We start from the raw sequence: 18,629 nt of genomic DNA on the forward strand, positions 1-18,629 counted from the left end.
ATAAATATTATTGTTTGAGTGCTTGTTCCAGAATAGATTTAAGCTGTTGCTTTTGTTCTGGACTAAGTTTTTCCCGTTCAGCATTACTAATACTAAAGAAATCTTCGGCTTTTTCACCAATAGTGGTGATTTTAGCTGCATGAATGGTGTAATTAAACGATTGAAAGACTGCACTGATCCGAGCCACTAGGCCAGGCTTATCCAAAGCAATGATTTCAATTAAAGTCCGGTTCCCTTTTGTGGGTAAAAATTCAACTCGAGGCGCAATAGAAAACTGTTGCACTTGTCTGGGGACACGACGTTGCTTTAGATCGATGGGCACCGCAACGTGTAATTTGGTTGCGAGTGTTTGTTGTAACAATATACCACGTTCAACTGATAACGGTTGGCCTTCTCGGTCCAGCACCATAAAGGTATCTAATACAAATCCGTCGCGACTCGACATGATTTGAGCGTCGTGAATATTGAGGTTTTTTTGATCGAGTTCAGCAGCTACCGATGCAAATAAGTGAGGGATGTCGGGGCAGTGGATAAAAATCTCAGTACCGCCACGGGTCGCTCTGCGGCTCACTAAAACCAATGGTTGCTCGTCACTGTGGCCCCACAAATGGTCACTATGCCAAGTAATTTGCTGCGGTGTATGCCGTAAAAAGTAGTCGGCCCTAAAACGCTGCCATAGAATACGAGTTTGTTCTTCGGAATAGCCTTTTAAGGCAAGCAGTTCGATCGCTTTCTGTTGCTTATCACGGATTACGCCACGAATATCGACAGGATTTTCTAAACCACGACGCAAGGCTTTTTGAGTGGCACTGTAAAGTTCATGTAATAGCGTTCGTTTCCAACTATTCCAAGTATCATCGTTAGTGGCACAAATATCTGCAACTGTTAAGCACAATAACATATCTAAATGACGTTGATCGCGAACGGTTTTGGCAAATGTAGCGATCACTTCGGGATCATAAATATCACGTCGTTGTGCGGTCACAGACATCAGTAGATGGTGTTTGACTAACCAAGCAACGGTTCTTGCTGAGGGCTTACTAAAACCATGCGCTAAACAAAATTCTTCTGCATCAACGGCACCTAAGATGGAATGATCACCTTTACGGCCTTTCGCAATGTCATGGAATATTGCAGCCAGAACCAATAAGTCGGGGCGCTCTAGTCGAGGGTAAATTTCGCAACACAGCGGATGGATCGTTTTAGTCTCTGTGTCATTGAAGGAATGGATCTTGGTAATCAGGCGATGGGTATGCTCGTCGACGGTAAAAGCATGAAATAAATCGAATTGCATCTGTCCAACAATTCGACTCCAGGCCGGGAAATAGGTCGAAAGCACACCGTAGCGATGCATCAAACTTAACGGTAAACCAGTGACGTTGGGATGTTTGATTAGTTGTTTAAAATAATATCGACACTCAGCATCATCTTGAAGCCAATGGGTTAAACGGCGTCTGGCCTCGCGGAGCTGGCGAAGGGTCGCTGAGTAAATCCCCGTGATCTTGGGGTTTTCAGCGATGTGCAAGAACATCATGATGATTTGTTCGGGTTGTTGAAGAAACAACTGGGCATCGTTACTGTCGATGAGATTGCCACGTAGCATAAAGTGTTGGTCGACGACCCGCACATCCATGGCGGTATTACCCAAGATTGCTTCATCAAATAGTTGAAGTAGCATTTCATTGAGCTCAGATATTCGTCGTATTGTTTGGAAAAAATGCTTCATGAGCCGCTCTACAGGAGCGTTGTGTTGGCCGCTATAACCCAGTGACTTTGCGACAGCTAGTTGCCGATCAAACAGTAGTCGGTCATCACTCTTGGGTAAGTGAATATGTAAAGCAAAACGGACTCGCCACAGAAAATCACGACAGTCCTGTAACTCTCTACATTCTGCTTGAGTTAAGAAGTTTTGTTTGGTGAGCTCTTCTAAATCGCTACTGCCAAAGTGCCGGCCGGCAACCCAACAAATGGTTTGAATGTCACGTAAACCGCCAGGATTGGCTTTAATATCGGGTTCTAAAGAATAAGCATTGCCTTTGTATTGGCGATGTCGAGTCAGCTGTTCTTGTTTCTTCGCTTGGAAAAAAGAATCACTTGGCCAGAAACTATCGGCGCATACAGCTAAACAAAGTTTTTGATAAAGAGCTCTGTCACCAAACAACAATCTGGATTCTTGTAAGTTGGTGGCGATGGTGATGTCTTTTAAGCCTAGCTCTAGGCATTCATCTAGCGTACGGACACTTTGTCCAACATCGAGCCGAATATCCCAAAGAAAGGTAATAAAGGCGCTAATTTTGTCTGCAATCTGACTTGCCGTAGCTTGTTGGCTAAGGATTAATATATCAATATCAGAACGCGGGTGAAGTTCTCCGCGGCCATATCCGCCTACGGCAAGCAAAGAGATTGCCGACTCATCGGCCAAGCCGAAGTGCTGCCACAATTGGGTGAGTAATGAGTCCATCTTTCGCGAACGTAACAGAACCAATTCGACAACATGTACGCCTTGGTCAAATTGGTCTGTTAGGTATTCTTGTAATTGGTCAAGATACGACTTACAGCTGTTTAACGATATCTCATCTGGCTTGGGTAAGGGCGGGGATACTAACGTCGTTTCCATGACTTAACCTGTGTGACTAAAATGAATTAACACTAATACTTAATGATGCGAGGAAAGTCTTCTTCGTCTCTTAAAGTCAGCACTTCGACGCCATCATTAGTCACCAGCAGGGTATGCTCCCATTGGGCTGAATTTTTGCCGTCGCTGGTTCTTGCTGTCCAGCCATCTTCTTCATCAACCCAGTTGCCTTTCTTACCTTGGTTGATCATCGGTTCAATCGTGAAACACATCCCCGGTTTTAGCACGGTACGGTCATTATTGCGGTAGTGCATAATCTGTGGCTCTTCATGAAAGCCCTCACCGATGCCGTGGCCACAAAAATTATCCACGATGCCATAACGATAATTGCCTTTTTTCAAATATTTCTGAATTGCGTTACCGATGTCGCAAACTTTATTACCTGGCTTCACCACTCTTATCGCTTGATAAAGGGCTTGTTGGGTGACGCGGCAGAGTAATTTATCGGCTGGGCTGGTTTCTCCCACCAAAAACATTTGAGAGGTATCTCCGTGATAGCCGTCTTTGATCACGGTGATGTCCAGATTCACCACATCGCCATCTTGCAAAATATGCGACGCAGAAGGGATCCCGTGGCAAACCACTTCGTTGACCGAGCTACAAATTGACTTTGGAAAGCCGTGGTAGTTTAAGGGGGCGGGTATGGCGCCCTGTTCATTGACGATATAATCGTGACAACGCTGGTCCAGTTCTTCAGTGCTGACGCCAACCCTGACGTAGGGCGCTATCATGGTGAGTACATCGGCCGCTAAACGACCAGCGACGCGCATTTTTTCAATTTGTTCTGGGGTTTTTATTACTATGCTCATGAGTTTAATAGTTGAGTATTTACCTAGGTTATGGCGTTAGTTTACCGTAAGGGCACGAGGAGTTGTAGTAGCTGAGGAAAATAGCGAAAACTTCGCCTTTTTCTTTATCCATAAGGCGAATTATGGTATAAAGCGCGCCGTAAGTAATTACTCAGATTTACGAATTTGAGCGGATGCTAACATTAATTGAATATTTATATTTTAAACACACACACACATCGACACGTTTTCCGGGGTGCTGAACAGTAATGTTTGGTCGGTAAAATGGGATGTGTGGAGGCCTAACCCCATTTGAGGAAATTATAATGGCAAACGTTTCAATGCGCGATATGCTTCAAGCAGGCGTACACTTCGGTCACCAAACTCGTTACTGGAATCCAAAAATGAAGCCTTTCATTTTTGGTGCGCGTAACAAAGTTCATATCATTAACTTAGAAAAAACTGTACCTATGTTTAATGATGCAATGTCTGTTCTTAAGAAAGTTGCATCTAAGAAAGGTAAAGTTCTTTTTGTTGGTACCAAGCGTGCTGCAGGCGAAGTGATCAAAACTGAAGCGCTTCGTTCAGATCAATTCTACGTTAACCACCGTTGGTTAGGTGGTATGTTGACTAACTGGAAAACAGTACGTCAATCAATCAAACGTCTTAAAGATCTTGAAGCTCAAAGCCAAGACGGCACTTTCGAGAAGCTCACCAAGAAAGAGGCGCTTATGCGTACTCGCGAAATGGAAAAGCTTGAGAAAAGTCTTGGTGGTATCAAAAACATGGGCGGATTACCTGACGTATTGTTTGTGATTGATGCTGAACACGAGCATATTGCGATTCGTGAAGCAAACAACCTAGGTATTCCAGTAATCTCTGTGGTTGATACTAACTCTGCTCCAGACGGTGTTGATTACATCATTCCTGGTAATGACGATGCTATCCGTGCAATTAAATTGTACCTAGGCGCAGCTGCGGATACGGTTCTTCAAGGTCGTCAAGAAGATATCGTAGTACAAGCTGAAGAAGATGGTTTCGTTGAGGAAGCTGCTGAGTAATTAATGCTTAAGCATTAATACTGAGTGAGCTTGAAGATTAGCAGGGGGCAAACTTGCCCCCTGAGTTTTATCCGATAAATAATCGAGGATCAAACAAATGGCAATTACTGCTGCCCAAGTAAAAGAACTGCGCGACCGTACTGGCGCAGGCATGATGGATTGTAAAAAAGCGTTGACTGAAACTGATGGCGACATCGAGTTAGCGATTGATAATATGCGTAAAAGCGGTGCCGCTAAAGCTGCTAAAAAAGCGGGTAACATTGCTGCTGATGGCGCAATCATTATTAAACAAGGTGCCGGTTTTGCGGCCTTGTTAGAAGTTAACTGTCAAACTGACTTCGTAGCCAAAGATGCTAACTTTACAGCGTTTGCTGAGAAGGTAGCTGAAGCTGCAGCTGCAGAAAAAACTGACATCGAGACTTTGAAAGCTAGTTTTGAAGAAGAACGCGTTCAGTTAGTGGCTAAAATCGGTGAAAATATTTCAATTCGCCGTGTTGAATACTTAGATGGTGCTCCAATTGCTTCATATCGTCACGGTGAGCGTATTGGTGTTGCTGTTACTGGTGAAGCGGATGCCGAAACGCTTAAGCACGTAGCGATGCACGTAGCTGCTTCTAAACCTGAGTATCTTTCTGCTGATGACGTCCCAGCTGACGTTGTTGAAAAAGAGAAGAAACTGCAAATCGAAATTGCCATGAACGAAGGCAAGCCTGCAGAGATCGCTGAGAAAATGGTAACCGGCCGTATGAAGAAATTCACCGGCGAAATCTCTCTAACCGGTCAAGCATTTATTATGGAACCAAAGAAAACTGTTGGTGCCATTTTGAAAGAAAAAGGCGCGACTGTTGCTGGTTTCATTCGTCTAGAAGTTGGCGAAGGCATCGAGAAAAAAGAAGAAGATTTTGCGGCTGAAGTTGCGGCACAAATCGCAGCAGCTAAAAAGTAATTTTAGTTGTCGCTCAGGTTGCGGTATCATGCCGCAACCTTCTTGTATTCTTTATCAATGAGAGAACATCATCACTATGAGTACCAATCCTAAACCTGCATATCGTCGTATTCTTTTAAAACTTTCAGGTGAAGCCTTAATGGGTGAAGAGGGTTTTGGCATTGATCCCAAAGTATTAGACCGGATGGCTCTTGAAATTAAAGAGCTGGTGGAACTAGGGGTTCAAGTCGGGCTGGTTATTGGTGGTGGCAACTTGTTTAGAGGTGAAGGCCTCGCCAAAGCAGGAATGAATCGGGTTGTTGGCGATCACATGGGGATGTTAGCCACCGTGATGAACGGGCTAGCGATGCGTGACGCTCTTCATCGAAATTTTGTGAATGCTCGCCTTATGTCAGCAATTGAGTTGAATGGCGTGTGTGATTCATATAATTGGGCCGATGCTATTGGTAACCTTAAAGCGGGGAAGGTGGTTATTTTTTCTGCGGGTACTGGTAATCCTTTCTTCACCACCGATTCTGCGGCTTGTTTACGTGGCATTGAAATTGAAGCTGAAGCCGTGCTAAAGGGAACCAAGGTGGATGGGGTATTTACTGCCGATCCAGTTAAAGATCCGAGTGCAAGCTTGTACCGAGAATTAGACTACAACGAAGTCTTAGAAAAAGAATTAAAAGTGATGGACTTGGCCGCCTTCACGTTGGCTCGTGACCACAATCTACCAATTCGTGTTTTTAATATGAATACCCCAGGTAGTTTGAAAAACGTTGTTATGGGCGCTGATGAAGGGACCACCATTCATCGTATATCAAAGAACGCTGAAACAGAGTAGGGATAGTTATCGTGATTAACGCAATTAAAGAAGATGCTCAAGTTCGTATGAGCAAAAGTATTGAATCGCTTAAAACTCAGATGTCGAAAGTTAGAACTGGACGGGCTCATACTAGTCTTTTAGATGGCATTATGGTTCCTTATTACGGTGTTGATACGCCTCTAAAACAAGTGGGTAATGTGTCAACCGAAGATTCGCGAACCTTAACCGTAACGGTATTCGATGCGAGTTTGATTAGTGCGGTAGAAAAAGCGATTATGAGTTCAGATCTCGGCTTAAATCCGTCTTCCGCGGGTACCTTGATTCGCATTCCGTTGCCAATGTTGACCGAAGAACGTCGTCGTGATTTGATTAAAATTGTTCGCGCGGAAGCAGAGCAGGCTCGGGTAGCAGTGCGTAATATTCGTCGTGACGCAAATGGTGACATTAAAGACTTGCTGAAAGAGAAAGAAATCGGCGAAGATGATGATCGTAGAGCGCAGGACGACATTCAAAAAATTACTGATGCAGCGGTAAAATTAGTCGACGAGGCTTTAGCTGCAAAAGAAGCTGAATTGCTGGAAGTTTAAGCATTTTGGGATTGGAAATTAGCCGTGTCTTGGAACACGGTTTTTTTTTGTAAGTACGAGTAGTGATAATGACGGTATCCGAAGAACAGCAATTACCAATTAAAGACGCCATGCCGAAACATGTGGCCATCATTATGGATGGCAATGGGCGCTGGGCGAAACAACGCGGTAAAATGCGAATGTTTGGCCATCAGGCTGGGGTTAAGTCGGTAAGGCGTGCTGTTAGTTTAGCTTCACAATTAAAAATTCAAACGTTGACCTTGTTCGCTTTTAGTAGCGAAAACTGGCGCCGTCCCGAAGAAGAAGTGTCAAGTTTGATGAATTTGTTTTTAACTGTTTTGCAACGTGAAGTTAAAAAACTTAAAAACAATAATGTACAACTACGAATAATTGGCGATACTTCTCGCTTTAGTCAGAAACTACAACAGCGTATTGCTCAAGCGCAGAGTGATACTGCGGATAACGATGGTCTAGTGCTGAATATTGCTGCCAACTACGGTGGGCGATGGGATATATTACATGCCAGTCAGTTGTTGGCCAGGCAAGTACAAGAAGGTTCGTTGGATATCGAGGATATGACCGAGCAACGCTTTTCTGAAGTGATGGGGCTAGAAACTGCAGGCGATGTCGACTTGTTGATTAGAACTGGTGGGGATCACCGTATCAGCAACTTTTTGTTGTGGCAGGTAGCCTACGCTGAATTGTATTTTTGTGATGTTTTATGGCCAGACTTTGATGAGCGAGCATTTAGCGATGCTGTTGCCGCCTTCGTGAGTCGCGAGCGTCGATTTGGTTGCACTGGTGAACAGTTACAGGCGCAGCTTAAGAATAATCAGTTTAATGAGGGTCATTTTGCTTAAGCAACGAATCATCACCGCATTGGTATTGGCACCGCTAGTGCTTGCCGCTATTTTTAAATTGCCGCTTTTCGGTTTAGGCTTAGTATTTGCCTTGGTCATCTTACTTGCCGCGCGTGAATGGTCGCGGGTTGTTTCCGATAAAAACAATCAACGCCTTAGCTTCTTTTTGATTTTTTGCTTGGTATTTGGACTTAGTCTCTGGCAGATACCGTTAAGCTTGGTCGCTCACTCCATATGGTTTAGTGGATTGCTGGCGGTCGCCGTTATCGCTTGGTCCGCTAGCGTTTATTTATTGGCTTCATTTCCATATCGAGCAAAATTTTGGCATAACAATCATTTCTTTAAAGTCATGGTTGGCTTGATAGTACTCGTTCCGTTCTTCTGGTCGTTACTGTTTTTACGCTCTATCGACGTGGATAATCCACTGGTGGGTGGTGCTTGGGTCGTGTATGTGTTTTCGTTGGTATGGGCGGCTGATAGCGGCGCCTATTTTGTAGGCAAGCGTTTTGGTAAACGAAAACTGGCTAAAAATGTGAGCCCTAAGAAGACCATCGAGGGTTTGCTTGGCGGTTTACTGTTTGCAAGTGTTGTCACTATTGCAGCTTTGGTCTTTTTAGATATTCCCGAAGGTAAAACATTGGTGTTGGTTATCGCCAGTGCATGTACGGTGTTAGCTTCTGTTGTTGGGGATTTGGTTGAGAGTATGTTTAAACGTCAAGCAGGGATTAAGGATAGTGGCACCTTGTTACCTGGGCATGGTGGTTTGCTCGACCGGATCGATAGTTTAACGGCTGCAATGCCGGTATTTGCATTTTTCTTCCTACATTGGATGTAAGCGCTAATGACTAAAACCTTGGTTATTTTGGGTGTGACTGGTTCTATTGGTGCGAGTACCTTGAAAGTTGTGCGAGAAAATCCTAACGCTTACCAGCTGTTTGGCGTAAGTGGGGGCTGGAATGTTGCTGCAATGCTGGCTATTTGTGTTGAGTTTCAGCCTAAATTTGCAGTTATGGCTGACGCCGAAGGTAACCAGCAGCTCCGTATCGCTTTAAGAGATTTAGCGCTTGATACCGAAGTGCTTAGTGATGCTGACTCAATCGTTCAGTTAGCGGCAGAACCTGAAGTTGATATGGTGATGGCGGCCATCGTTGGTGCTGCTGGTTTGTTACCGACTCTGGCAGCAGTTCAGGCAGGTAAAACAGTCTTATTGGCGAACAAAGAAGCCTTGGTGATGAGTGGTGCCATTTTTATGGATGCTGCGCGTACTAGTGGTGCGAAAGTATTACCCGTTGATAGTGAACATAATGCCATCTATCAATGTATGCCTGAAGCGGTTCAGCAATCTCTGGGATACTGTGATTTAAAACAACAGGGTATCAATAAAATTTTGTTGACTGGTTCTGGTGGTCCATTTCTACGTTCTGATGTTGCTATGCTTTCTAGCGTTACACCAAGGCAAGCCTGCGCACATCCCAATTGGAGTATGGGCCAAAAAATTTCGGTTGATTCTGCAACGATGATGAATAAAGGTTTGGAGTATATTGAAGCGAAACGATTATTTAATACCCAACCAAAACAAATTGATGTGATTATTCATCCCCAATCGATTATTCACTCGATGGTGCAGTACTGCGATGGTTCGGTATTGGCGCAAATGGGCCAGCCGGATATGGCGACTCCAATTGCGCATGTGATGGCTTACCCACAGCGCCAAGTTTCGGGCGTAGCGCCTTTAGATTTTTTTAGCCTTGGAGAGTTAACCTTTACCCCTCCCGACTTTTCCCGTTATCCTTGTTTGAAGTTGGCGATCGATGCTTGTTATGACAGTCAAACAGCAACCACTTGTTTGAATGCCGCCAACGAGCAAGCCGTGAGTGCCTTTTTAGCGAAACGAATAAAATTCACACAGATCGCTGACGTTGTAAGCGTTTGTTTAGATGATTTATCGTATATGGGTCAAGACTCGGAACTTTCGGTGTTACTTGAGGTCGACCAATGGGCACGAATGCACGCTGGTAAAGTGATAAAAAGGATCTGTGGATGAACGATGTGATTTGGAATGCCTCCTTTTTTGTTATTACTTTGGGCATTTTGGTTACCGTACATGAATTTGGTCACTTTTGGGTGGCTAGACGTTGTGGGGTAAAAGTTGAACGATTTTCGATCGGTTTTGGGAAGGCTCTTTGGCGGAAAACGGGTACGGATGGCACCGAGTATGTGGTTGCGCTCATTCCTTTAGGTGGCTATGTTAAAATGCTTGATGAACGTGTCGCGCCAGTCGCAGCAGAGTTTCGTTCGCAAGCTTTCAATAATAAGAGTTTAACTCAGCGTAGTGCAATCGTTGCTGCTGGACCTGTAGCTAACTTCGCTCTGGCAATTTTGGCTTTTTGGTTGATGTTTGTGATTGGTGTTCCTGCGGTTAAACCAATTTTGGGCGATATCGAAGCCAATAGTGTGGCGAGTCAAGCGGGTTTACGTGCGGGTCAGGAGATCATTGCTATTGCTGATCAGCGCACCCTAGATTGGGAGAGTGTCAACCTTGCTTTAGTGAGTCACCTCGGTAGTGACTCATTAGCCTTTAAAGTGAGACAAGCAGACTCCAGCCGAGAATCTACGATAATTTTGGATACTCAGGATTGGCACTTAGATAGTCAGCAACAGAGCCCCATCCTGAGTTTAGGCCTACGGCCATATAGTCCAGAAGTTTCTTTACTGGTGGCTCAGGTGGTGAATGGTAAGCCTGCAGACCTAGCGGGGATTCAAGTGGGTGACCGCTTAGTGGCTGTTGATGGCCAAAGATTAAGCCAGTGGCAAGAGTTTGTTAAATATGTTCAGGCTAGGCCTTCACAAACAATACAATTAGAGTTGGCTAGGAATGGACAAAAGCAACTGATTAGTATTTCTCCGGAGAGTCGAGAGTATCAAGGTGTTGTCACCGGATATGTCGGTTTAGCACCAGAAGTGGCGAACTACCCAGAAGAATATCGTATTGATTTACATTATGGTTTTTTTGAATCAATTGGTAAATCCTTGGAACGAACTTGGCATTTAAGTAAATTGACCATCGTAATGATTGGTAAATTAGTGACAGGGGTTGTTTCATTAGATAACCTTAGCGGCCCAATCTCTATTGCTAAGGGTGCGGGAGCAACGGCTGATTATGGTTTAGTTTATTTTTTAGGGTTTATAGCCTTGGTCAGTATCAATTTGGGCATTATTAATCTATTTCCATTGCCGGTACTTGATGGTGGTCATTTGGTATTTTTTGCGATTGAAGCGGTGACAGGTAAACCGGTTTCAGAGCGTGTACAAGAGATAGGTTTTAGGATCGGTGCAGCATTAGTCATGGCGCTTATGGGGCTGGCTATTTTTAACGATGTTATGCGCTTATAACAAATTTAATAGGACGTTTTCTTTTCTTATGTTCAAAAAGCAGTTAGTTGTTGGACTCATTCTGGCTTGTATTACTGGTTCATCTTTTGCTGAAAGTGAATCTGCGTTTACGGTTGCAGACATTCGTATTGAAGGATTACAACGGGTTTCGTTGGGGGCCGCGTTATTACAGATTCCGCTACGCATTGGTGATGACGTTGATAGTGGGCAAATCAGCGATAGCATTAAGCGTTTATATGGCAGTGGTAATTTCGAAGATGTTAAAGTCTTTCGCGATGACCAGACCCTGATCTTTAAAGTCTTAGAAAGACCGACTGTGAGTAATATTGAATACTCAGGTAACAAAGATATTAAAACTGAGCAGTTGGAAGAGTCGTTGCGCTCTTCTGGGATCAAAGTGGGTGAACCATTAGATAAGACCAATTTACGCAATATTGAAAAGAGCCTCGAAGACTTTTATTACAGTGTTGGTAAATACAGCGCTCGGGTAACGGCCATTGTCACGCCGCTTCCACGCAACAGGGTTGATTTGAAATTTAACTTTCAGGAAGGCCTTTCAGCTGAAATTCAACAAATCAATATTATTGGCAATAAGAAATTTTCTTCAGGAGAGTTACTGAAGCGCATTAGTCTGACCGACCGAGCCCCTTGGTGGAATATTCTAGCCGATAAAAAATACCAAAAACAGAAATTGGCTGGTGATTTAGAAACGATCAATAGCTTCTATTATGACCGGGGTTATATCAGGTTTAAGGTGGACTCGACCCAAGTTGCGTTAACGCCAGATAAAAAAGGTATCTATATCACCATCAACGTTGATGAGGGCGAGATCTATAAGGTCGAAAAAGTCGAGCTTTCTGGTAACCTTTTGGATAAAGGTGACGAGATGAATGGCTTAGTGACAATTAAGCCTGACGATACATACAGTGGGGCCGAAGTGACTAAAACGGAAGACTTGTTGTCTAAGTTTTTAGGTCGTTATGGTTATGCTTATCCACAGGTGAATGTCTTTCCTGTGATAAATGATGAAGATAAAACGGTAGTCCTTAATATTAATGTTGACCCTGGGAATCGTATTTATGTACGCCGGGTTAACTTTAGTGGCAATACCATTACCAAAGATGAAGTTCTACGTCGCGAGATGCGACAATTTGAGGGCACTTGGTTATCCAGTCGTTTGGTCGAACAGTCGCGCTCGCGTTTAAGTCGTCTTGGTTTTTTTGAAACGGTAGAAGTTGAGACGGTAAAAGTTCCAGGAACCAATGATAAAGTCGATGTTAATTTCTCAGTGAAAGAGCAGCCGTCGGGCTCGTTTAACGCGGGGATCGGTTTTGGTACAGAATCCGGTCTGAGTTTATCTGCTGGGGTACAGCAAGATAACTTTTTGGGAACGGGTAACAAAGCAGGGGTTAATGTTAGTACCAATAAGTATTCGAAAAATTTCGATGTGAATTTCACCGACCCCTATTTTACCAAAGACGGGGTTAGTTTTGGTGGTCGTTTCTACTACACCGATTTTGAGGCCTCAGAAGCAGGGATCGTCGATTATAATAACGAAACAATTGGCTTGCGAGGCACATTAGGTTTTCCGGTGAATGAAGATAACCGTTTAAGTTTAAGCCTTGGACTGGAGCAAAATAAAATTTCGCAATTGAACGCTTATGCTCAGGTTCAACAGTTCTGGAATATTTATTCCAATCACCGTAATGATGATGGCTCGTTAACTTTCCTGAGTCTTGATACAACACTGGGTTGGACGCGAAATACCTTGAATAATGGTTCGATGCCCACTTCTGGTTCGTCTCAATCCTTTAATACTAAAATAACGGTGCCGAGCTCAGATGTTCAGTATTTCAAAATGAGTTTTGATACCCGTCACTTTTTCCCGATTACCGATAATCATGATTGGACCTTCTCTCTGCGAGGCAAAGTTGGCTATGGTAACGGTTATGGGCAAGTTGACGGCAATGACCAAATATTACCATTTTTTGAAAACTTCTATGCCGGTGGTTATTCAAGCCTTAGAGGTTTCCGTTCTAATTCTGTCGGTCCCCGAGCGCTATATGTAGTTGGTGCTGGTGGTAGCAATCAAATCGCAGCTTCCGAAGATTCGGTGGGTGGTAATGCGATTGCCGTCGGTAGCGCGGAAATAATTTTCCCGACGCCGTTTTTAGATGAAGCCTATATTCGTCAAGTGCGCAGCTCTGCTTTTGTCGATGTTGGTACGGTATGGGATACTGAATTTGATTATGATAAGTACAGTCAAATGCAGTGTACAAGCTATTGTGAGCGCTTTGGTGATTACTCGTCACTCGATAGGATCCGAGCGTCTGTTGGGGTATCGATTCAATGGCTCTCGCCGATGGGCCCCTTGGTATTCTCATTAGCTAAACCAATTAAGAGTTATGAGGGCGATCGCTCAGAAACGTTCTCGTTTAATATTGGCCAAACTTTTTAATTTTGATTTAGGAGTCATCTTTTGAAAAAACTAATTACTGCTGTTGCCTTAGCTGCAACGATCAGCATCCCTAGCTTTAGCGTGCTTGCTGATACCAAGATTGCTGTGATCAATATCGCAGAGGTGTTTAAGCAGTTACCACAGCGAGATGCATTACAGAAAAGCTTGAAAGACGAATTTGAAGTGCGAGTACAAGCGGTTCGTTCTTTAGAAGCCGAAATGCAGCGTTTGTATGATAAGCGTGAGAAAGATGGTGAATTGTTGGGTCAGCAAGAGGTGACCAAAATAACCCGTCAATTAGAAACCATGCAGGCTGAGTATAAAATTAAGCGTAAAAACTTAGAAGAAGATCAGCGTCGTCGCGGTGCCGAAGAGCAGCAAAAACTGATGGTTAAAGTTCAAGATGCGGTTGTTGCCGTTTCTAAATCTAAAGGTTATGACTTGGTATTGCCGTTAGATGCGACAGCCTATTCAGTTGATGCATTAGATATTACTAAACAAGTTATTCAACAAGTGAGTAAGAGCAAGTAACTATGTCTTTGAGCCTTGGCCAAATTGCTGAGCAGCTTGGCTTATCTATAAAAGGGAACGCAGAGCAAATTATTACTCGTATTGCGCCTTTTGAAATAGCCAGTGAGCAAGAAATTAGTTTTTTAACTAATGCGAAATACAAGCCTTTGTTGGCCAGTTGTAAGGCTGGTGCCTTAATCTTGAGTCCGAGCGATGCAGCGGATTTCACTGGCAATGTATTACTGAGTGATGATCCTTATGTGAGCTACGCTTTACTCGCTCAGCTATTTGATAACACCCCTCGCTGTGCAACCGGTGTTGCTGATAGTGCCGTGATTGGTGAAGACGTTCAGTTGGGTAAAGACGTTAGTATTGGCCCGAATGCGGTCATCGAAAGTGGTGTTATTCTTGGTGATGGTGTACAAGTTGGTGCCGGTTGTTTTATTGGCTGTTCTGCAAAAATCGGAGCCAATACTAAGTTGTGGCCAAATAGTTGTATTTACCACCGCGTTGAATTAGGCCGTGATTGTCTGATCCAAAGTAACACCGTGATCGGTAGCGATGGCTTTGGTTATGCCAATAAGCAAGGTCAATGGCTTAAGATCCCTCAAGCCGGTAGCGTTGTGATTGGCGATAAAGTTGAGATCGGCGCTTCCGTATCGATCGACCGAGGCGCTTTAGACAACACGATTATCGAAGACAACGTCATCATCGATAACCAAGTGCATATTGCACATAATGTGACGATTGGTTGTGGTACCGCCATTGCGGGGACCACTGGTATTGCCGGAAGTACTCATATTGGCCGTTATTGTATTATTGGTGGTGGTGTTGGTATTAATGGCCATATTAGTATTTGTGATCATGTTACGGTTACAGGTTATTCGATGGTGACTAAATCGATTAGTGAGCCAGGTATGTTCTCTTCTGGCATGCCAATCCAAGCAAATCGACAATGGCGGAAGTCGATGGCTCGTTTAACTCAAATAGACGAGATGCATAAACGTATTGTGAGCTTAGAGCGTAAATTAGACGCACAGCAAGATTAAAAACTTAGGAATAGATTGTGACCAGTAAATTAAATCGCTTAGAAATTCAAGATATTATGGAATTATTACCGCATCGGTATCCATTCCTGTTAGTTGATCGAGTCCTTGATTTCGAAGCCGGAAAAACCTTACATGCGGTTAAAAATGTGACTTATAATGAACCGTTTTTTACTGGACATTTTCCTAGTCAACCAGTGTTTCCCGGTGTTTTAATATTAGAAGCTTTAGCCCAATGTACTGGGATTCTGGCCTTTAAATCAACCACAAAACCTGCAGAAAACGAGCTTTACTATTTTGCAGGTATTGATGGTGCGCGTTTTAAAAGACCTGTCGGGCCAGGGGATGTATTACATTTGGAAGTTGAATTGTTACGTGACCGTCGAGGCGTGGGTAAGTTTAATTGTGTCGCTAAAGTCGACGATGAAGTGGTCTGTAGTGCCGAAATTATGTGTGCTCGCCGCGCTTTCAAATAGGTAGAACAAGTTATGATAGACAGTACTGCAGTCATCCATCCTAGCGCGATCATTGAGGGTGATGTAAACATTGGGGCAAATACCCAAGTGGGCGCTTTTACCATTATTCGTGGTGATGTGGAAATTGGTGAAAACTGTCAGATTGCCTCGCATATTGTGATTAAAGGGCACACTAAAATTGGCAAAAATAACCGTATTTTTCAGTTTGCCTCGGTAGGAGAAGATTGCCAAGATCTGAAATATGCGGGTGAAGATACTTATCTTGAAATTGGCGATAATAATACCATCCGTGAAAGTGTTACGATCCACCGTGGTACAGCCCAAGATAAAAGTATCACTAAAATCGGTAACAATTGCTTATTTATGATTAACGCTCATGTTGCTCATGATTGTGTGGTTGGTAACGGTTGTATTTTTGCGAATAACGCGACCTTGGCTGGCCATGTCACGATTGGCGATAATGTTATTTTTGGGGGGCAGGCTGCGATCCATCAGTTTGGCAAAGTTGGTTCTTACGCATTTGTGGGTGGCTGCGCTGCGGTAAATAAAGACATTCCTCCTTACGTGATGGCTGTGGGTAACTACGCGCGACCAGTTGCGGTGAATACCGAAGGCTTATTACGTCGCGGTTTTAGTAAGGATGCCATTAAGGCTATTCGCCAAGCGTATAAGGTGTTGTACCGTAGTGGTAATACGCTAGAGCAAGCTTTGACCCAGATAGAGCTTTCCGCTGAGCAATTTCCTGAGGTGAAATTACTAGCTGATTTCCTTAAAGAAAACGGTCGTGGCATCGTTCGCTAATGAGGTCTATTTAAACCGATCATTATGGGGTTTGATTTGCCAAAGCCCATAATGATGACGTCCTACGAGTATCGCTCAAAAGCAAATTTGAGCATCAAAGCATCCTCCCGCACGGCATTTTAAATTCTATTCTCCATTTCTTATATATAAGACCCGGCATTGGCCTTATTCGCCTATTTGTTGCACCGGTTTGCGGATCTTCAGAGAGAAGGGTTTTTAGCTGCTAATTAAACAAAAGGCTGCGACACGGTTTTAATGAAAGGAGTGGGGTCTGCTCAGAAGTGAAGCAAGTAAGCGCCTATCGATGACGATGTGCCGAGGGGCTGCTCGGAATATGCTCAGGCATTTTTATTTGCTTGTGGTATTATGCTGGCGGCTGTTTAGATGGCTTAATTTGCTTACTGTTCTAAACTATTTATTTTGCTCGCCAATGAGCCCAATATGTGAATGTTCGAGTCTTAAAAATATAACGTAATGATAAATAAAGATAATTTACACATTGCCATTGTTGTTGGCGAAGTTTCCGGTGATATTTTAGGGGCCGGTTTAATTGCAGCGCTGAAGCAGTATTATCCTAATGCTCGCTTTTCAGGTATTGCAGGGCCATTGATGCAAGCACAAGGTTGTGAGCCATTATTCGATATGGAAGAGCTCTCGGTGATGGGCCTAGTGGAAGTATTAGGACGTTTGCCGCGGATCTTAAAAATACGTAAGCAACTCATTTCGCATTATTTAGCAACACCTCCCGATGTATATATTGGAATTGATGCACCTGATTTTAATTTGGGTGTTGAACTGAAATTACATAAACAAGGGATAAAGACCGTTCATTACGTGAGTCCTTCGGTTTGGGCATGGAAGCAGAAACGAGTCTTTAAAATTAAGCAAGGCTGCAATAAGATTTTGGTATTTTTACCCTTTGAAAAAGATTTTTATCAGCGTTTTGATGTTCCCTGTGAGTTCATCGGTCATACCTTGGCCGACCAAATACCATTGGACAATCCTCAGTTGCCGGCAACTCAGCAATTGGGTTTAGACCCGCATCGTCAAGTTTTGGCAATTTTGCCGGGAAGCCGCAATGCCGAAATTGCACTACTCAGCCCGGTTTTTTTAGATGTAGCAAAACGCTTGTCGGCAGAGCTCCCCGGCTTGCAGCTTGTCGCCCCGATGGTCAACCAGAGAAGGCGTCAACAGTTTGAGTTATTGATCGCGGAACATGCCCCCGACTTAGATATTTTGTTGCTGGATGGTCAAGCGCGGATGGCGATGATAGCCGCAGATGCGATTTTGTTAGCCTCCGGGACGGCAACATTGGAAGCGATGTTGGTGAAGCGTCCAATGGTGGTGGCTTACCGATTTAAAGCGCTAACTTATCGAATCGCCAAGTTAATTGTAAAAGCTAAATTTGCCGCTTTACCTAATCTATTAGCGGATAACATGATTGTTCAAGAGTTCGTGCAAGATGATTGTACCAGTGACAATATTGTTGCGGAACTCAGTCGTTTGTTAAGTGGGGATAATCGTCAATTATTGGCCAAGTTTACTCAGTTACATCAAATTATTCGGTGCGGTGCCGATCAAAAAGCAGCTAAAGCCGTGATTGATGTGATCAATAGCTAAACTCTGGCGTTGCCCTTCATTGGAGTATTCATGACACAATTTGTATATCCTTCAGGCTTTACAGTTTTTGCTGGCGTTGACGAAGTGGGTCGAGGCCCTTTAGTGGGCGATGTGGTGACCGCAGCGGTTATCTTAGATAAGCAAAGACCGATTATGGGCTTGAATGACTCGAAAAAACTTTCCGAGAAGAAAAGAACGCAGTTAGCCGAGCTGATCCGCCAAGATGCAATATGTTGGGCTATTGGCCGTGCATCACCAGCAGAAATTGATCAACTAAATATTCTTCACGCGACTATGCTCGCGATGAGTCGGGCAGTTGCAGCCCTCTCGGTTCAGCCTGAATTTGCATTAATCGATGGGAATCGAGAGCCACAGCTGAACATACCATGTCAGGCGATTGTCAAAGGGGATGGTTTAGTCGCTGAAATTAGCGCCGCTTCTATTATCGCTAAGGTGGTTCGGGACGAAGAGATGAATCAGTTAGATTTAAGGTACCCACAGTATCAATTTGCTAAACATAAAGGCTATCCAACGGCAGTACATTTGGCAAAATTAAAAGAATATGGCCCAATTGAAGAGCACCGTCGTAGTTTCAAACCCGTTAAAAACGTATTAGGAGATCTTTAGTTGTCAGATAGCG

At 43.8% G+C, this 18,629-nt stretch carries 17 protein-coding genes; 15 read left to right on the plus strand and 2 right to left on the minus strand.

What is annotated here, in order from left to right:
- Positions 1–7: 7 nt before the first annotated feature.
- Entirely contained in the window at positions 8–2,617 is a 2,610-nt protein-coding gene (gene glnD / locus ACRRSW_RS07340) for a bifunctional uridylyltransferase/uridylyl-removing protein GlnD (RefSeq protein ID WP_432459001.1), read from the minus strand.
- A 32-nt stretch (positions 2,618–2,649) separates the two neighbouring features.
- Positions 2,650–3,444: a type I methionyl aminopeptidase gene (gene map, locus ACRRSW_RS07345; RefSeq protein ID WP_432453853.1), complete on the minus strand. Its 795-nt coding sequence runs from the start codon at positions 3,442–3,444 to the stop codon at positions 2,650–2,652.
- Positions 3,445–3,749: 305 nt separating this feature from the next.
- On the opposite strand from map, the gene rpsB reads away from it, so the two are divergent.
- The 15 genes from rpsB to rnhB all read left to right on the plus strand — a co-directional run bounded on the left by rpsB (position 3,750) and on the right by rnhB (position 18,616).
- Entirely contained in the window at positions 3,750–4,484 is a 735-nt protein-coding gene (rpsB, locus tag ACRRSW_RS07350) for a 30S ribosomal protein S2 (RefSeq protein ID WP_432453852.1), read from the plus strand.
- A gap of 97 nt (positions 4,485–4,581) precedes the next feature.
- On the plus strand, positions 4,582–5,430 hold the full coding sequence (gene tsf / locus ACRRSW_RS07355) for a translation elongation factor Ts (RefSeq protein ID WP_432459002.1): 849 nt from the start codon (positions 4,582–4,584) through the stop codon (positions 5,428–5,430).
- 76 nt (positions 5,431–5,506) lie between these two features.
- Positions 5,507–6,256, plus strand: a complete 750-nt coding sequence (gene pyrH / locus ACRRSW_RS07360; RefSeq protein WP_432453850.1) for a UMP kinase — start codon at positions 5,507–5,509, stop codon at positions 6,254–6,256.
- 11 nt (positions 6,257–6,267) lie between these two features.
- Positions 6,268–6,825, plus strand: coding sequence for a ribosome recycling factor (gene frr / locus ACRRSW_RS07365; RefSeq protein WP_432453849.1), 558 nt, complete (start codon positions 6,268–6,270; stop codon positions 6,823–6,825).
- A gap of 68 nt (positions 6,826–6,893) precedes the next feature.
- Positions 6,894–7,685, plus strand: coding sequence for a polyprenyl diphosphate synthase (gene uppS / locus ACRRSW_RS07370; protein WP_432453848.1), 792 nt, complete (start codon positions 6,894–6,896; stop codon positions 7,683–7,685).
- Entirely contained in the window at positions 7,678–8,520 is an 843-nt protein-coding gene (locus ACRRSW_RS07375; protein ID WP_432459003.1) for a phosphatidate cytidylyltransferase, read from the plus strand. The genes uppS and ACRRSW_RS07375 overlap by 8 nt, the downstream gene beginning before the upstream one ends.
- A gap of 6 nt (positions 8,521–8,526) precedes the next feature.
- Complete coding sequence (gene ispC / locus ACRRSW_RS07380) at positions 8,527–9,729, plus strand: 1-deoxy-D-xylulose-5-phosphate reductoisomerase (RefSeq protein ID WP_432459004.1); 1,203 nt, start codon at positions 8,527–8,529, stop codon at positions 9,727–9,729.
- Positions 9,726–11,078: a sigma E protease regulator RseP gene (gene rseP, locus ACRRSW_RS07385; RefSeq protein ID WP_432459005.1), complete on the plus strand. Its 1,353-nt coding sequence runs from the start codon at positions 9,726–9,728 to the stop codon at positions 11,076–11,078. Before ispC ends, rseP begins: the two co-directional genes overlap by 4 nt.
- Before the next feature lie 28 nt (positions 11,079–11,106).
- Positions 11,107–13,536 carry an outer membrane protein assembly factor BamA gene (bamA, locus tag ACRRSW_RS07390; protein WP_432453844.1) on the plus strand — a complete coding sequence of 810 codons (2,430 nt, stop codon included), beginning with the start codon at positions 11,107–11,109 and terminating at the stop codon, positions 13,534–13,536.
- Positions 13,537–13,557: 21 nt separating this feature from the next.
- Positions 13,558–14,067, plus strand: coding sequence for an OmpH family outer membrane protein (locus ACRRSW_RS07395; RefSeq protein ID WP_432453843.1), 510 nt, complete (start codon positions 13,558–13,560; stop codon positions 14,065–14,067).
- Between the two features lie 2 nt (positions 14,068–14,069).
- A complete protein-coding gene (gene lpxD, locus ACRRSW_RS07400; RefSeq protein WP_432453842.1) occupies positions 14,070–15,095 on the plus strand; it encodes a UDP-3-O-(3-hydroxymyristoyl)glucosamine N-acyltransferase in 1,026 nt (341 codons plus the stop codon).
- A gap of 17 nt (positions 15,096–15,112) precedes the next feature.
- Complete coding sequence (fabZ, locus tag ACRRSW_RS07405) at positions 15,113–15,568, plus strand: 3-hydroxyacyl-ACP dehydratase FabZ (RefSeq protein WP_432459006.1); 456 nt, start codon at positions 15,113–15,115, stop codon at positions 15,566–15,568.
- Between the two features lie 12 nt (positions 15,569–15,580).
- Positions 15,581–16,369, plus strand: coding sequence for an acyl-ACP--UDP-N-acetylglucosamine O-acyltransferase (lpxA, locus tag ACRRSW_RS07410; protein ID WP_432459007.1), 789 nt, complete (start codon positions 15,581–15,583; stop codon positions 16,367–16,369).
- A gap of 474 nt (positions 16,370–16,843) precedes the next feature.
- The gene (gene lpxB / locus ACRRSW_RS07415) at positions 16,844–17,989 is read left to right on the plus strand and encodes a lipid-A-disaccharide synthase (protein ID WP_432459008.1); all 1,146 of its coding nucleotides are present in this window, start codon (positions 16,844–16,846) and stop codon (positions 17,987–17,989) included.
- Between the two features lie 30 nt (positions 17,990–18,019).
- Positions 18,020–18,616, plus strand: a complete 597-nt coding sequence (rnhB, locus tag ACRRSW_RS07420; RefSeq protein ID WP_432453838.1) for a ribonuclease HII — start codon at positions 18,020–18,022, stop codon at positions 18,614–18,616.
- Positions 18,617–18,629: the final 13 nt, after the last annotated feature.

This window comes from Agarivorans sp. QJM3NY_25 (assembly GCF_050870875.2).
Taxonomy (GTDB): domain Bacteria; phylum Pseudomonadota; class Gammaproteobacteria; order Enterobacterales; family Celerinatantimonadaceae; genus Agarivorans.

What these genes read in the sequence shown, in the direction of transcription:
- glnD (WP_432459001.1), bottom strand. Translation starts at nt 2,617, where the DNA reads ATGGAAACGACGTTAGTATCCCCGCCCTTACCCAAGCCAGATGAGATA.
- map (WP_432453853.1), bottom strand. Translation starts at nt 3,444, where the DNA reads ATGAGCATAGTAATAAAAACCCCAGAACAAATTGAAAAAATGCGCGTC.
- pyrH (WP_432453850.1), top strand. Translation starts at nt 5,507, where the DNA reads ATGAGTACCAATCCTAAACCTGCATATCGTCGTATTCTTTTAAAACTT.
- uppS (WP_432453848.1), top strand. Translation starts at nt 6,894, where the DNA reads ATGACGGTATCCGAAGAACAGCAATTACCAATTAAAGACGCCATGCCG.
- lpxB (WP_432459008.1), top strand. Translation starts at nt 16,844, where the DNA reads ATGATAAATAAAGATAATTTACACATTGCCATTGTTGTTGGCGAAGTT.
- rnhB (WP_432453838.1), top strand. Translation starts at nt 18,020, where the DNA reads ATGACACAATTTGTATATCCTTCAGGCTTTACAGTTTTTGCTGGCGTT.
- rpsB (WP_432453852.1), top strand. Translation starts at nt 3,750, where the DNA reads ATGGCAAACGTTTCAATGCGCGATATGCTTCAAGCAGGCGTACACTTC.
- lpxA (WP_432459007.1), top strand. Translation starts at nt 15,581, where the DNA reads ATGATAGACAGTACTGCAGTCATCCATCCTAGCGCGATCATTGAGGGT.
- ispC (WP_432459004.1), top strand. Translation starts at nt 8,527, where the DNA reads ATGACTAAAACCTTGGTTATTTTGGGTGTGACTGGTTCTATTGGTGCG.
- rseP (WP_432459005.1), top strand. Translation starts at nt 9,726, where the DNA reads ATGAACGATGTGATTTGGAATGCCTCCTTTTTTGTTATTACTTTGGGC.
- bamA (WP_432453844.1), top strand. Translation starts at nt 11,107, where the DNA reads ATGTTCAAAAAGCAGTTAGTTGTTGGACTCATTCTGGCTTGTATTACT.
- lpxD (WP_432453842.1), top strand. Translation starts at nt 14,070, where the DNA reads ATGTCTTTGAGCCTTGGCCAAATTGCTGAGCAGCTTGGCTTATCTATA.
- tsf (WP_432459002.1), top strand. Translation starts at nt 4,582, where the DNA reads ATGGCAATTACTGCTGCCCAAGTAAAAGAACTGCGCGACCGTACTGGC.